This window comes from Acidithiobacillus albertensis (genome assembly GCF_001931655.1).
Classification (GTDB): Bacteria; Pseudomonadota; Gammaproteobacteria; order Acidithiobacillales; family Acidithiobacillaceae; genus Acidithiobacillus; species Acidithiobacillus thiooxidans.
Window position 1 is genome coordinate 1 of the sequence record NZ_MOAD01000005.1, and the last position, 14,873, is coordinate 14,873.

A 14,873-nucleotide genomic window follows, 5' to 3' on the forward strand; every position below is an offset into this window, starting at 1 on the left:
CGGTGGACTGGTCATGATCATGCGCGAAGTCTCCATTCGCCATGGTATGCAATCGGCCAAAGATGTGTTGCGCCCCTTTGGTCGCGTAATGCTCAAACTGATTACCACGGGTAACCAGCTTTCTCCTGACATGATCCAGCCCGATCATTTCCCGGACTGGGGCCCCAATATTCAGAAGGTTGAAGGAGATTTGCGGATTCTACGCAAAGCAATCCCGGTTCGCACGCTGCAAACGGTAGAAACGGCCTGGGAGGTTTCCCTGAAAACTTCCGTAGAAATGTACACCATCTGGGAAATGACGGGTGTGCTGAAGTCTCTGGAAACCATGGATGAAAACCTCTTTGATGTGATTGAGGATTTCATTGATGAAAAACGGGAAGATTATGAAGATTGGCTCGAAAGCCAGGAAAGCTGACGGATTAAGGAGATTATGGTTTTCAATGCCCGCATCGCGGGCACGATCAAACCCTGTCACTGACCGGCAATATGGCGCCACCGATGTGCGGCGTAATGGCGCCATTTCAAAGTGCCTGAAATGGGGTCTCGAACGGTGTTAAGAATGGGTGTTTTTGACTCCTTTCGCAATGGTGTTTTTTGGGGATTCCGGGAGCGGTTGTGGGGCGCGAAAACTATCGCCTTCCAGGATCAGTCGATAGGCGCCGTGGCGCAGCCGATCCAGGGTGGCCACTCCGAGCATGCGGTTGGCCGGGAAGACGTCTCCCCATTCGGCGAAGACGAGATTGCTGGTCAGCATGGTGGAGACGCGCTCATAGCGTTCGGCGATGAGGTCGTGGAAATCCTCGTCATGGGGCGGGCGCATGGGTTTGAGGCCGAAGTCGTCGATGATCAGTAGCGTCACTTTGGCGAGTTGGCGGAAGCGCCGGTCAAAGCCACCGGTGGCCCGCGCTGCATGCAGGGAGCCCACCAGATCACCTTGGGTGATAAAGAGCACGTCCACCCCCTGGCGGATGGCACAATGCCCCAGCGCCTGGGCGAGATGGCTCTTGCCGGTGCCACAGGGCCGCTTGATGGGCTAGTAAATACCCTCCACCGAATCCGGGGCGGTTCAAATAGCCATTGGCCGCTTACGCGGATAAGCGCGGCCTGTCACAAAAAAGGATCCATGCAACGGTGTAGCCTGACCAGATTGTTCGGCATCGCGGGGGTAACTACAAAAACATAACCCCGCGCGCCGTGGTCAAATCAAAACCGCACAGACACGATGTAAGCCCAAAGTCTGGGTACAACAAATCGGTCGAAACAATGCAAAAAACGAGCGGGGTTTTGTGGGTAGACATATTGAGTGACCATTTGCCCGAACATATACCGGGAGCAGGCTGGCAGTATGGCCAACACCCCAGACAAGCCTAGAACCTATAAAAGTGCTGCCTTCATGAAAAGTAATCACATTGCAAAGATGCATCTGGATTGATACAGCAAAAGAGACTGCATTGGTATGGATAGAAGTCTATCCTCCTGATTTTACATGATAGCTCAACAATGCAAAAATGTGTCCATTAGGTATGGAGAGCGCTTCATGAAAACCTCAAAGGTTAAACAGCGAATTCTGGATTATCTGTCTGCTCGCCCAGATGAAAATGCCTTTATTCGTTCAGAGTTTAACGCGCTATCTAAATCCCGCTCTGGCGTGGATAAGGCCATCAGAGCACTGGTCGCTGAGGGTATGTTGGTACGTGGGGGATATGGGGTACTCGTGCGTGGGAAAGTAGGTACGCTTACCGGCGCCGTGATTCCGGCGGTTCCTGTAGATCAATTTAGTAGGGAGGTGCTGCGGAAGCTTGGCGTTTCTTATGGCCCTAATAGTGCCTTACGGGCATACAACGATGATCGAAGTACGCAAATCCCTGTCTGGCTGGCTTATGAAATCGGGGGTAGCCGTATCGTTCGAAAAATTTATTCTGGCAAAAGAATGGTGAACTATGAACGTCGTGGAAAATGGGTACCGATGTCTCGGTGAAAAAACGGCAGAAATGGTTTCCAGCATTGTTGAGGAACACCTCGTCCTGCTTCCAAAGGACATGATCGAGAAAGACATTCTGGTAGCTGACGCCGTTCGTGCCATTTGCGCGGCTGGCAAGGCCCGTGATGCACAAATTATCTTTGGTGGCGGCACTTCCCTCTCCCAAGCACAACAGGTCATCCAGCGCATGTCCGAAGATGCCGATTTTCGGATTGTGTTGCCACCGGACGTCACCAGCCAGAACCAGCGTCGCAAATTTCTATCCGCCATAAAGATTGATATTCACAACGCCATGGAACAAGCGGGATTCCCCCTGGAAGGGGAACTCAAGAGCAGGAACGGGAATGCTTACATCATGGGCAATTTCGGATATGCCTCGGTGTTCGCGCGCTCAGATGCGTTACGACCACAGATTAAGCTGGAAATCACCGCTTTTGAGCCTGTAGCCAACGTCGAATTAAAGCCCTTACGAACGATTCTGGATCGCGTGCTGAATAGTCCGATAGAGGCTCTGCTACCCATGGTTCCGGTTGTCAGCATTGAAGATACCTTGTCCGACAAGGTAGTGGGTTATTTGCGTCGCACGGCAGCGGACAGGGCTGGATGTGGTCGTGGTGACTACGATGATCGGCTCGTACGGCACCTGTATGATGTCCACTGCATTCTGCAGGCCAAGGGTGATCTCTCCGGCGTAGTGGCTCCTTTATTTGCGGGTACTGTTGAACGAGACCGGGAAACCTACGGCAACCAGTTCCCCGCATTCAAAGATCATCCGTATGCGGTGCTTCAAGATGAAATCACCCATCTGGCAGACGCAGACATCCGCGCACGGTATGAGCGATTTTGCCAGATCATGATTTATGGAAACATTCCTGCCTTTGATGCTGTGGTGGAGAGCTTCCAATCTTTTGCGGATAAGCTTCTGATGCGGGTGCCTAGACAGGAGATGAGCACGGGAGCGCAAAAAATTTTAATGTAGGACAGATTTTTTGTTTTTTCTTTTGTGTTAGGGACGGATGTCTGGTTATTAATATTAACGTTTTTCTCAGGGGACGGGATAATACCCATGCTGGTATCTGCGTCGGCAAATATCCCGGGACCAGGCCACGGTATCCCAGGTCTTCTCCAGAGGGAGGCGCAAAATGCGTGAGGGGGGCCGCTGGCGACCGCCCCAACGTATTTCAATGACCTCCTCATCGGGAAACAGCGTGGGCACGACCTGAATCAGATACCAGCGACCGTCGGTGGCGCGTTCCCAGGCACAGATCCCCTGCCGACGTTCCAGAATCGCAGACAGGTGCTGCACCGCCCTCTCCCAGGGTTGGGCAATAGCCTTAGTCGGGGTGTCCATGTTCCGTGTCCACCGGTTCTGCTGGTTGCGATGGGTCGTGCGCGATCAGGGCGGGTTTTTTGTCGTGCAACAGAAAATCCGTAAATTTCGAGAGGTATCCGTCCGATTCGAGCCAGGCTGCTACATCTGCATAACTGGGGTACTTGTCCCCATTCAGCCCGGAATACGCCGCAACATGCTTTTTCAGGGAGAGCACGGCCAGTTCCATCAAAGCTGTATCGCGCTCGCCTTTGTTGCGGTAAGCCCGATTTATCCCCAGTTGAACTTCCAGCAGATCCAGCTCGATTGCGGGATCATCGAAGAAATCTGCACAAACCCGTCTGGTTGGCCTTCCAATCTGCATAGCGGTTATCCATGGCAATCATACGATGATTCGATATTATGCCGGTTTTTTGTAAATGCAAGCACATATATAGAATAAGCGTTTTGTTTTTTGCGCTGTTCTTGGTAGCATTGAGACATTCTTAGATAGAATAATGTATACTATTATCCGATCTACAGTCACAATAAACTCTTGGAGACCCGATGATACCCATAGATTCTCTCGTCGCAGACTTTGAAAACTGGCTGAAAAGTCCATTTTTTGAGATTCCCTACGCGCAGACCTCCATCAAGGGATATACGGTGAAATCCCGTCAGTTCCTCCATCATGCCGAGGAAAGCGGCATAGAACAGATAGAAGCGGTTTCCTTGTCTTTCGTGAAAAACTGGATTGTTCAATCTAAAAACGGCATCGCACCGGTTTCTACACAGATGGTCCGATACTCCGCCCTCATGCTGTTTTTTGACTGGCTGCAAAAAACGCGGGACTTTCCCTTTAATCCAGCCAGAGTGCTCCGTGAGGAAAAAGTCCGGCAACGCGCTGAACGGGCCCTCACGGGGGGCCAGGGCGGTCGCGGGGGACGCGGTGGTGCCAAACCCCATCGTCTGCCTCCCGTCCTCGATCATGCGGAGATCGACCAGCTCTGCACCGAAGCCAAGCGGTTTGAAACCATTGCCGGCTATCGGGATGCGGCGCTGGTCGATTTTTTACTGTCCACAGGATTGCGTGCCCATGAAGCGGCGAGCTTCAGGCTTGATGCCCTGAACGGTTATCTCTCCGGACGCCTGCGCGTCATCGGTAAAGGTAACAAGGAAAGATTGGTGCGCTTCCCTCCCCCGCCCGCCGAGTCTATGGAACTTTGGCTCACCGCCAGGCACCGGCTTCCGTCTGCAGCGGACACCCTGTTTCTGACTGATCAGGGGAAGCCCTTAAGCGCTGCTTTTATGTACCTGGTGATCCGGCGCCTCATTGAGCGCACCGCGATTCATAAGCCGCAGGTCGGACCCCATCTGTTGCGGCACACCGCCGCCAGTCTGTGGCTTGCACAGGGTATGGATTTGCGCCAGGTACAGGCCAACATGGGGCATAGTAGTATCGTGGTGACCAGCCGATATCTGCATTTGCTGGAGTGAGGAGCGTATTTACCCGATGATTACGGCGGCAGGTACCAAGCTCTTGCAGTGGCTACTATTCCAGGCCTATATCCATCGCTACATCAAAGTCTTCATGCGCAAATGCGCCTCTCCATCGCTCCACCTCCGCTTTGGGAATGCCCGCTTTTTTCGCTTCTTCCGCCCAGTTTGCAATCGCCTGTGCGATCTGTCGCACCGCCGCGCGGGCGTTGGCTTCTTTCCATAAAAAATCGCCAGCAGCCGCCCATATCGACGTGAAATCCATCGTGGTTGTCCCGTCGACCCGTAGGGTGGTGCCATGCGTGGTCCGGTCGTGAGACGGCGGCGAAGGATTGATATCAAAAGCGGGAGACAGGCGGAATCCTGCCGCTGGCGACCAGAGCACGCCATGATTCCGCAGGTGGTCGTCTACGTTGCTGACCAATACTGAAAAAGCCATGCGGCGCCATAGCTCCCGCACATCTTCTGCGGGAGCTGCCAGTTCGCGTAACGATTCCGCTATTTCTTCATAAGATCGCGTATCGCCATCGCGTGCGCCGAGGAGGGTCATGGCGGACGCATAATGTATGCGGTGCCCAATGGCGTCCCGATCGAATCGCCGCGTTAAAAAAACGCTCGTATTGCCCGCCAAATGAAGCAGCCGATAATCGGGGACGTGAATACCGCTTTGTCTGGCCAAGTGAACGGACAGGTATTCCCAATGAGAACGGTAGCGGTCTTCCGCGTGAACGCCGGGAAATTTGGCGATCCATAAGGATCCTTCTTTATCCATAACGGCGGCTTTAGGATGGGCACCGCCCAACGAGGCTCCCGGTCGCAACAGCAACCGGATATCCTCCATCTCCCGGTCGTTATTGCCTGCGTCCAACCTTTGCGCCGCAGCGACCAGCCTCGGCAGCTCAGTCAATGGCGGAACGCGAACCCGAGATTCGGCTGCCAAAAAAGGACCATTGCCAACACGGAACCGCAAAGCACCCATGCGTAAGCCGTCATCCACACGCAACAGATAATCTGACGTGAATAGCGGTCGTTTTGACGGGTCTCCTTTGCGCATCAACAGCCGACCCCATCGATCTGGTGCGGCATCAGAGAACACACCAAAAAGCGACGGAGAATGATATACGCCGGGGAGTAGCGGTAACTCAGGATCGATGGGAAACCCGATCTGACTGGTCAACCATGCGTTGTCGTATTCGAACGATGTGCTTTCATGGCCACCCCGATAATGGCACCAGAATCTACCTAACAGGTGAGGATTTCCTGCAACATCCATGAAAACGTGCACTGCATCTTCGTGTTTCACGCTAACATCCTGGATTACTGCGCCTTGAAGACGATTTTTCTCGCCCGTCTCCGCCGCTGCTCTGCCTCTAGGGCAAGACCAATACCATCTTTCGTCTCATCCGCTAGTTGCATCATGCGATCATTCAACCCCAGAAGCCATAAGGTCAGCGTCAATGTACCCATGCCCACCCCGGGATCTCCGTTTTCCAGCCGCAATATGGTTCCGGGGGATACCCCTGCGCGCTCGGCGAGTTGGGCCACCGTGATATTTCTGCGCAAGCGCGCGGTACGCAAATCCTCCCCCAGTTTTTTGAGAGATTTGCGCACCTTGGGCGGCAAGGCGTTTTTGGCTAATGGCTTCACCCTGTTTATTATCCATCTATAGAATAATGTTGCGCATAAAGTACCATAAATGGATGATTAACGACAAATTCATGAAAAACGGTGATGCCGCTTATCCATGCTCCGCATCGCTATTTTTGGGTTGAGTAGGGGCCCTGTGGAAGAACCTGTATCTAGCATCCTACGTCCTGACAGATAAAAGCTGCTGGCCCGGCTTCGGTGTCGTATCTATTTGGCGATACGCCGCATGTTTCAAATATCGTATGTTGTGTGTTACTTGATAATCATGGATTGGAGAATTGTGAAGAGTGAATATTCCTTTGTGGCAGTGAATGGCCTGACTATTCCCGACACCGTACGGTTCCTGCTGAAAGTCATCTTAATAAATATTAAATATCACAATACCTGGCGGCAAACTTAATTGAGATATCCATGCTATCAGATGAGCAACCAACTCTAATTCTATTCCAGCGACGAGAATTACCATGGGCCATGCCCAACTACGTATGCCGTCTCGCAATGACTTCTCAAATGCTAAAATGATATTACGCCACATGATTATCCACACAATAATATAGTTTCAATTTTCCTAGAGGATATTCTATATACCAGGCTATAGCAATAAACTTCGCCACCAGATAAGAAACAATAATAAATCCTGGTATCCACCAAAACAAGAAAATTAAAAGCCCGTTTATTAACCAGGCCATCCAAGATATGGCTATAAAGACAATTATCGCTTCTATTGTTTTAAGTGACCTTTTCTTCTTTGATCCAGAGAAGCAGAAATAATAACTTTCTCCGTCAATATTTATTTTTCTTTTCCATACCTGAATTTTTAATATGAATATGCTGAACAAAGAAAAAAATATAATAATAAGTGGCGCATCTACAAAGAAATCTAGCAATACCCCCCAAAAATTACTTGGGTTTAATATGGTAGAATATATGTCATACCCATCCAGAAGATAGAAAATGATAGTTAAAAAAACTGCGAACAATGTTTGTCGCCATGTCATTCTCCACCACAATGAAGTTGCCAGCTGCACATTGGATAGCGGCTTATTTCTTATGTCTGTTACCATTTTTTCCTCGACATGCTTTTCTCTGAGGTGAGAACTAGGGTAATATACCATGAACGTTAAGTTGATAGAATGTACTATCACCTAGATGGCACACTGATGCAACAGGTCTTGCCAAATACGGTATTAGATTTCCTGCGCCTGAATGCTTAATCTTGAAGCGGGATGGAAAATCACTACATCATTATCAAGACGCTGACAACAAGTTGATCTATCCTAGTCTTCTGTGTGTATGATAAGGATGGTGGGAATACATCTCCGAGAGCGTTGATAACTAATAAAATATGCTGCATAATTATATATCTGATCGGCTAGTATTTATTAAATATTAAGACGCACGGAGTGAGGAGTGCTGATTATGGAATGGGCTCCATGATTACTTGAGATAGAAAAAATAGTTTCTCAAAATAAACACATAGATTTATTATTAGAAATGGAAAGATGATCTATTTTTCGTGCGTTAAACAGATTGACTTTCAGCCTACCTGTTCCTACCTCCAAGCGGTTATCCCTTTTCTATTCGAGTAACTTGCGCTAGTGGGAAGGTCTCTGGATTCGGTTGCCCCGCAGCATGAAAATACACCTGACCATGAGGGTCGGCCTGTATCCGGTTATTAATGCTTCCTAAAGACCGCCCGACCAATGTGTATAACAACGCCCAGTATTTATTGTATTGCCAGTCTATTCGATAGTAATGCCCACGCTGCAGAGACTTCGGAAGACAACGGGCTCCCCAGGCATCCGCCCAAATGAAATCACCCGTCACCTCTCGTCCTCCATGAAGCACTAGTCGATCCCAGGTCGGAAGATTGTCTAGCGTTTTTTCCAAAGCGGCATGCAGCGGCTCAGGAAAGGTCTCACATAAACCCTGCCCTATCTGATCCGCCTGTTCTCGCTCTAATACCACACGAGCGAGCTGCAGTATGATTTTGTCGAGTGTTCGCATACCGACCTTTGCGGAAAATCGCCTGACGGCATCCATGGTCACAATCTCTGGCATTCGGGCAACCGTCCCGGCAAGAGAGAGATTGGCATTGGTAAAGAATACATAATTACGTAGGTGTGCATCTGTTACTGGAATACCCTGCTGAGAAAGATAACTTTTCAGACTGCGAACTTTCAGAGCATTGGTTGCTACAACGTTAGCGCATGGCTTGGGTCCCGGATCATAGCGTCGTTGCCGAATCCATACGTCAGGATTCTTTGCGTCTGATTCTAGACGACCCGACCAGTTTTTGATTTCGATCACGTGGATATGACGTGGGGTGAGCAATATCAGATCAATTTCGGTGCGTTTGCCGGGAAGTAAAGGATGCCCCGGCTGTATATTGGGAATGCGTTTGTTGACGTATAGATAAGAGCCTTTAAGTGATCGGTGTCTCTGCAGGGTTTTCAGCACAGCCCGTTCTCCTTCATCACCCGCTAGCTTGATGGTATCTTCGGGTATAGGTTTTACGCCGGACAGCACTCGCCATTGAGCGAACCGTTCCGATATGGATAACGTCGAGCGAGCCGGAACGTCCTCCGGACGTGGCCAGATGTAGGTGGCCGGTGCACTGGCTACTGCGCGCAGGGCGCTGGACTTCCAAGGTTTGATAAATGGCAGCTCTCGATGAAAAAATTTTTGCATGCCCCATTCTGCCGAAACATACACACCAGACAGAACGAAATAGATTTGTATGATTGGCCCGAGAACCGATAGAACAATAAGCAGGCCTATCCAGCACAAGACAAACCAGAAGCTGTTGACCGACCATGAAAACTGATCTTGCAGGTCTTGCATGTGATGCTTACGAAAATGAAAAACGCCGACTAAACTCAACACCGCCAGACACAACATGCCTGCTGCTGGCACATTATCCGCACTTTGCCCTATGTGTGAGAAAAATCTTAGGCCATGCAGAAGTAGATAAATGCCGAGAAGGGCTGCCCATATCCTTGTAAATATATTGAAGTTAATTAAACGATACGTCTTACGCATTTTCTGTAACCATAGCTATCCCAACATATATGCGGCTGGAGCACGAGGATTATTAGAGCAAAAACACCCTTCCCGCAATGAATTAAACAACGAAACCAGTTACTACGTTTCGCAATAAATAGGGGAACCTTGTGATTCCTGTTGAGAATATCTTATTTGAAACAGGCTTTCATAGGAAATATAATCACTTATTGACCTTACAGGTCGGTTACGGTTTATTTGCCCCCCCAATTGCCCTGGCAAACGCAAGGAATCCGGTAAGGCATCCCGAATCGATCCTGGTAGCCCCCGATTGATCGTCTGCGTCAATAATGCAAGCGGGCCGTCTTTCCACCATGTCGGCATGCTCTACCTGTCCGCGATCACGGTAGCCGAGCTACGTGCGGGTGTCGCGCTGATGCCGGTCGGAAAGCGCCGGATCAGCCTGCATGAGAACCTGGAAAAGCGCCTGCTGCCAATGAGGGGTATTCTCCCCAGTGATCCTGAACCAACCGCACGGCCCGTTCACGCACTTCTACAGAAAATTTGTTCATCTTGTTGTGAGTCTTCGTCGTCATCGTATTGGCTCCATTCTGTCATGTTGTAGAGCCTCCATAGAACCCGGGGCGGTTCAACCCGTACTTTTCGCGGTATTACCCACCCTTTTGCGGTATCTTTCTCCGTATGAACCCCGCTGCTTCGCAAAAGCCTCCGGTAACTCCCCTCCTGCAATTCATCTTGCATGATGGCCAACGGGTGGGTTTTGTTCTGCAGTACGATCCCGATCATCTTGCGGTGATCCGGGCTATTTTTCAGGAGCATCGCGGGGTCTGGCGCAAGCCTTCCCGCGCCTGGGTCGTCCCTCAGGGCGCCGCCCGGGAGATAATGGCGGAACTCGCTGAAATGGATCCCGACCGGTTTCCGCTCCCCCGATCCGAGGCCTTCCTCGAAAAAGCGACCCAGAACCCCCGTGCGTTTGTGGCCCCGCAGCTGGATGTGCAGATACAGCCTTTGACTGATGGGCGCCAGGCCGTGCGTTTTGCCTACGACCCCGTCCTGGTCACGCTGCTGCGCAACATGCGGGGTCATTGGCATAAACCCTGGTGGGTGGTGGATTCTCCTCTGGAGAAACTGCAGGACCGCCTGGAACGTCTGGGTGCGATCCCGCGCCCTTACATGACGATTCACAACGATCTCTGGGAGCTCCTTGAGAGCGGGACGTTGCAGCCCACGGGGCTGATCCACGTGGAAGAAGGCGACATCGAGCCGGAACACGGCGACGCAGCCGCTTTTGCGGGTTATCCGACAGAAGGCCCCGCCGTTCTGGTGCCGCTGATCACGCCACTGTCCTTGCTGGATGTGGATGCCGATCAGATCCGGTCCATGTCCGAGGCCTACGGACTCTATCCCTATCAGGCGGAAGGCCTGCACTTTCTGCTGGCTCGCAGTACCGCCCTTCTGGCCGATGACATGGGCCTGGGCAAAACCCGGCAGGCCCTGGTGGCGGCCCTGGCGGTGCTGGAGGCCCCTTCCGACACCAGCAACGGGGACAGTCCCCGCCGTGCGTTGATCGTCTGTCCGGCGAGCCTCAAACGCAACTGGGAAGCCGAACTAAAAGCCATAGGAATCCCCGACTGTGCCATTGCACGGGTGGAGTCCCTGGCCGCAGCCAGGGCTATCGACCAGTCCCCTTCCCTCGCTGCCGGCGTCACCGAACCTCCGGAGAATCATTCAGAAACCGCCTCAGAGACCGTACGCTTTGTTATCGTCAATTATGAGTTGCTCCGGGCATTGGATGGCCATTACACCGTCGCCATATTCGATGAAGCTCATTATCTCAAGGAACCCGGCGCCCGCCGCACGCAGGAAGCGTTTCGTCTGGCGCAACGGATTCCCCGCCGCTGGCTGCTGACCGCCACCCCGATGCTGAACCGGGAAGAAGAGCTTTGGACCCTGCTGCGTTTGGGTGGGCACCCCATGGGGGCTTTATCGCTGTCGGCTTTTCGGTCGCTGTATGCCGGAGAGGCTGAACAACGCGCCCTATTGGGTACCCGTATTCAGGAATGGATGCTCCGCCGGCAAAAGCATGAAGTGCTGACCCTGCCGGGTAAATATCATCAGACCCTATCCGTAAACCCTGAACCCGATTGGGTAGCCGCTTATGCGGAGATCCGCGATAACGAGCAACTGCGCGCCATCGAAAAAATTGGCCGGATGCGTATCCTGTTGGAGCGCGGCAAGCGCGAAGTCGTGCTGGATGTGCTCGATAATCTCCAGGAAACGGCCAAGGCGCTGATCTTTTGCCAGTACCGGGAAACGGTACACTGGTTTGCTGAACAATTGGGCGATAGTTCCGTCACGCTGACGGGTGCGCTGACCAACAAGGCCCGGGATCGGGCCGTGCACCGCTTCCAGCAGGATCCATCCGTACGCTGGTTGGTCGCGACCATTGATACGGCTGGCGTCGGGCTGAACCTGACGGCCGCCACCTACGTGTTTTTTGTATCGCGGCCCTGGACCCCGGCAGCGCAGGATCAAGCGGAGGACCGCGCCTACCGGATTGGGCAAAATCGGCGGGTGGAGATTTATTTGCCCCTCATCGCGGAGACCATCGATAGCGACATCGCTGCCCTGCTGGAGGCCAAACGGGCCGTCAGTGAGGGGGTATTGGGGGAAATGCTTACGCGAAATAGTAGGTTAGATTAAGGCATCTTCTTGTTTTAATGAAATTAAGTCCGACATCATTGAACCCAGGTTGTGTTCGATTGATCATGCTGGTTGCCCAATTGATGGTTTTTCACGTGGTTTAATGGTCTAGCGTTTCAACCTACTTCTTACCCCCCTACTCCAGCATACAGATTGAATCTAATCTCTGACTGTATACAGCGGCGTCCGTTGCATTGTGTCTGGCTTATTCTCCACGAGTGCGGGCACGCCTCTCTTCAGAGGCAGCTACCTTAAAACTAACCTGCCCACACATTTATTTCATGAAATAATGCAAAAATGCAATAATGAAAGGATTAAATAATGAAAACAATTGCTGTCACGTCACAAAAGGGTGGGAGTAGCAAAACAACGCTTGCCGCGCATCTTTCTGTCGAAGCTGAGCGAACCGGTGGTGGAGACGTATGGCTAGTTGACACAGACAGACAACTTTTGAGCCAGTGACATTCTCGCTGAGGGGTAGAGGTGCATGGAAAGCCGGGTGTTCCTTTCATATGGTTTCCCATGAGCTTAAGAATTTGCCCGCACACTTATTTCATGAAATAATGCAAAAATGCAATCATGAAAGGATTAAATAATGAAAACAATTGCTGTCACGTCACAAAAGGGTGGGAGTGGCAAAACAACGCTTGCCGCGCATCTTTCTGTCGAAGCTGAGCGAACCGGTGGTGGAGACGTATGGCTAGTTGACACAGACAAGCAATCTACATTGAGCCAGTGGCATTCTCGCCGAGAGGCAGAGACGCCTGGAAAGCTGGAGGTTCCATTCGCACGGTTACCAATGGGCTTGCAAACCCTTGCTACACAGAATGCGGCATATTGTTTCATTGATACGCCGCCAACCATCTCGGAACAAAGCAAGACTGTTATTGAGCTTGCCGATCTTGTTCTAATACCCGTCAGAGCTTCTCCTGCAGATCTTTGGGCCGTGGCAGATACCGTAGAGATTGTTAAGCAAGCGAATAAGCCATTCTTATTTATTATCAATCAGGCGAAATCTCAAGCGACAATCACTGCACAAGCTGTAGCCGCTCTCTCGCAGCACGGCCGTGTTGCTGAAAAATTTATTGTGGACCGGGTGGCCTATGCTGTTGCAATGACCGGTGGGCGTACAGCGCAGGAAATTGCCCCAAAAGGTCCAGCAGCAGATGAAATACACGCCTTGTGGCTTATCATTATTTCATGTTTTAATGAAAAAAGTAAATCAGCAAGGAGAAATGCTAATGGCTAAGACTGCGACTATTGGTCTAACTGGTGCCGATTTAATACCAGCAAAAATTCGTTCCCAAAGCATCAGCTGCCAGCGTGGTGTAACCCCATCTTCAGAGCTTGTTCCGTTACAATTCAGGATGCCTCCCGAGTTTGTGCGTGCCTTTAAGCAAGCAGCCCTCGACCGAGGCTTGAAACTGAATGAATTGCTGAATTTATTATTTCAGGAATTCATGAAAGAAGAAAAGTAAGATGCCGGAAGGGCAGGAACATGATCGATAAGCCGACGCCAGCTAAAAAGTCTAGAAGTCGAAAGACTATTGTGCCAGTGCAGCCAGAAGCTTTCGCAAACCAACAACTCAGTTTGTTTCAGGGATTCTTGGCGAACGGTGAAAATGAGAGGGAGTTACTATCAAATGCTGTAGACCTTTGGGATAATATTCCTCGTTATTCTGTATCCCGCGCACGCATGAACAGCATGCGAACGGCAGATGGTTTTCTCGAAGAACTTGAACTTCCTTTCCAGTATCGTGGACGGAAATTTACTGCGGTAATCCACCCCGCACGTGTAACTGGTAAGAACGGTAAGCGACAGAGTTACTATCCAAGCGCGCGGGAGGAATTAATCGAGCACGCACTGAGGAAGATTTCCGCTGAACGGAAATCTGGTTTTTTTGACCGGCTCGACTATCGCTCAGGAGTCGTTTTTTCCCTACATGCTTTGCGTAGCGAGTTAGAGCGGCAAGGCCATAGTTTGCGGTATGACGAGATTATTGAAGCCTTAGACATCCTCTCCCTGAGTACCATTGACATAGTAGCGCTCAACGCGGATGGTGACGAAATTTGTACGCGGTCAAGCTATCTAGATCGGCTCACGGTGATTAGGCGAAAGGATTATGACGCTGATCGGAATTTGAAGTGCGCCGCGCAGTTTCATCCCCTTGTTACTCAGAGCATTGATCGCGTTACTTACCGCCAGTTTAACTATCAACGTATGATGAAATGCCGCAGTCAAATTGCCCGCTGGCTCTTGAATCAGCTTGTCTTGAAATATACTCAGGCAGCCATGTTGACTCCATTCGAGGTGTACTACAGCACGGTGAAGCGGGACAGCGCTCTGCTGAATGGGTACCGGCTCGAACGTCAAGCTGTTGCGGCTGTTGATGATGCGTGGCAAGAACTAAAGGAGTTGGGAGCCTTAAGTTCTATCAGCAAGAGCGAAAAGCGCGGCCAGCGCGGCAAACTTGATGACGTGATTTATAGTTTACTGCCAACCTACGAATTTATGGCAGAACAGAAGGCAGCTAATCGCCGTCAAGCAAACTCACCCAACCAGCAAAAAAAGCGTGACACTATATCGCTTGGCAGGGGGAATAGGTGACGGGTCGCGTTGATTGGCGGGGGGAATAGGTGACGCTTGGCAGGGGGAATAGGTGACGGGTCGCCAAAAGAGACTTCTGTAGCCCATTGTTCGCATCGCTTAGC

Annotated in this window: 16 protein-coding genes and 1 pseudogene; 9 read left to right on the forward strand and 8 right to left on the reverse strand. The window is 51.1% G+C overall.

The features are described 5' to 3' along the window. A pseudogene (locus BLW97_RS15050) lies at window positions 1–415 on the forward strand (4Fe-4S dicluster domain-containing protein); the annotation flags it as partial. 138 nt (window positions 416–553) lie between these two features. On the opposite strand, the gene BLW97_RS15055 reads toward BLW97_RS15050, so the two are convergent. Then, a complete protein-coding gene (locus BLW97_RS15055; RefSeq protein ID WP_278278530.1) occupies window positions 554–1,030 on the reverse strand; it encodes an ATP-binding protein in 477 nt (158 codons plus the stop codon). A gap of 507 nt (window positions 1,031–1,537) precedes the next feature. Here BLW97_RS15055 and BLW97_RS15060 point away from each other — a divergent pair. Beyond that, on the forward strand, window positions 1,538–1,978 hold the full coding sequence (locus tag BLW97_RS15060) for a hypothetical protein (protein ID WP_075323780.1): 441 nt from the start codon (window positions 1,538–1,540) through the stop codon (window positions 1,976–1,978). Then, window positions 1,941–2,960 (forward strand): nucleotidyl transferase AbiEii/AbiGii toxin family protein, encoded by a 1,020-nt coding sequence (locus BLW97_RS15065; RefSeq protein WP_075323781.1) that lies wholly within the window; start codon window positions 1,941–1,943, stop codon window positions 2,958–2,960. The genes BLW97_RS15060 and BLW97_RS15065 overlap by 38 nt, the downstream gene beginning before the upstream one ends. 66 nt (window positions 2,961–3,026) lie before the next feature. On the opposite strand, the gene BLW97_RS15070 is transcribed toward BLW97_RS15065, so the two are convergent. Beyond that, window positions 3,027–3,332 (reverse strand): hypothetical protein, encoded by a 306-nt coding sequence (locus BLW97_RS15070; protein ID WP_075323782.1) that lies wholly within the window; start codon window positions 3,330–3,332, stop codon window positions 3,027–3,029. Beyond that, window positions 3,316–3,675: a hypothetical protein gene (locus BLW97_RS15075; RefSeq protein ID WP_075323783.1), complete on the reverse strand. Its 360-nt coding sequence runs from the start codon at window positions 3,673–3,675 to the stop codon at window positions 3,316–3,318. The genes BLW97_RS15070 and BLW97_RS15075 overlap by 17 nt, the downstream gene beginning before the upstream one ends. Before the next feature lie 182 nt (window positions 3,676–3,857). On the opposite strand from BLW97_RS15075, the gene BLW97_RS15080 reads away from it, so the two are divergent. Next, entirely contained in the window at window positions 3,858–4,787 is a 930-nt protein-coding gene (locus tag BLW97_RS15080; RefSeq protein WP_075323784.1) for a tyrosine-type recombinase/integrase, read from the forward strand. A gap of 55 nt (window positions 4,788–4,842) precedes the next feature. On the opposite strand, the gene BLW97_RS15085 is transcribed toward BLW97_RS15080, so the two are convergent. From BLW97_RS15085 to BLW97_RS19515, 5 genes are all read right to left on the reverse strand, one after another. Next, window positions 4,843–6,090: a type II toxin-antitoxin system HipA family toxin gene (locus tag BLW97_RS15085; RefSeq protein WP_077218484.1), complete on the reverse strand. Its 1,248-nt coding sequence runs from the start codon at window positions 6,088–6,090 to the stop codon at window positions 4,843–4,845. A 14-nt stretch (window positions 6,091–6,104) separates the two neighbouring features. Then, window positions 6,105–6,434 (reverse strand): helix-turn-helix domain-containing protein, encoded by a 330-nt coding sequence (locus BLW97_RS15090; protein WP_075323785.1) that lies wholly within the window; start codon window positions 6,432–6,434, stop codon window positions 6,105–6,107. Between the two features lie 524 nt (window positions 6,435–6,958). After that, window positions 6,959–7,498, reverse strand: a complete 540-nt coding sequence (locus tag BLW97_RS15095; RefSeq protein WP_075323786.1) for a hypothetical protein — start codon at window positions 7,496–7,498, stop codon at window positions 6,959–6,961. A gap of 502 nt (window positions 7,499–8,000) precedes the next feature. Then, a complete protein-coding gene (locus BLW97_RS15100; RefSeq protein ID WP_077218485.1) occupies window positions 8,001–9,476 on the reverse strand; it encodes a nuclease-related domain-containing protein in 1,476 nt (491 codons plus the stop codon). Window positions 9,477–9,895: 419 nt separating this feature from the next. Beyond that, a complete protein-coding gene (locus BLW97_RS19515) occupies window positions 9,896–10,033 on the reverse strand; it encodes a hypothetical protein (RefSeq protein ID WP_157999018.1) in 138 nt (45 codons plus the stop codon). Window positions 10,034–10,139: 106 nt separating this feature from the next. Between BLW97_RS19515 and BLW97_RS15110 the strand changes: the two genes are divergently transcribed. From BLW97_RS15110 to BLW97_RS15130, 5 genes are all read left to right on the forward strand, one after another. After that, window positions 10,140–12,161 (forward strand): DEAD/DEAH box helicase, encoded by a 2,022-nt coding sequence (locus tag BLW97_RS15110; protein ID WP_075323789.1) that lies wholly within the window; start codon window positions 10,140–10,142, stop codon window positions 12,159–12,161. Window positions 12,162–12,482: 321 nt separating this feature from the next. Continuing rightward, a complete protein-coding gene (locus BLW97_RS15115) occupies window positions 12,483–12,623 on the forward strand; it encodes a nucleotide-binding protein (protein ID WP_077218486.1) in 141 nt (46 codons plus the stop codon). Window positions 12,624–12,756: 133 nt separating this feature from the next. Next, entirely contained in the window at window positions 12,757–13,410 is a 654-nt protein-coding gene (locus tag BLW97_RS15120) for a ParA family protein (RefSeq protein ID WP_075323790.1), read from the forward strand. Further along, window positions 13,403–13,639: a hypothetical protein gene (locus BLW97_RS15125; protein WP_075323791.1), complete on the forward strand. Its 237-nt coding sequence runs from the start codon at window positions 13,403–13,405 to the stop codon at window positions 13,637–13,639. The genes BLW97_RS15120 and BLW97_RS15125 overlap by 8 nt, the downstream gene beginning before the upstream one ends. A 20-nt stretch (window positions 13,640–13,659) precedes the next feature. Then, the gene (locus tag BLW97_RS15130; protein ID WP_075323792.1) at window positions 13,660–14,769 is read left to right on the forward strand and encodes a replication protein; all 1,110 of its coding nucleotides are present in this window, start codon (window positions 13,660–13,662) and stop codon (window positions 14,767–14,769) included. Window positions 14,770–14,873 lie beyond the last annotated feature (104 nt).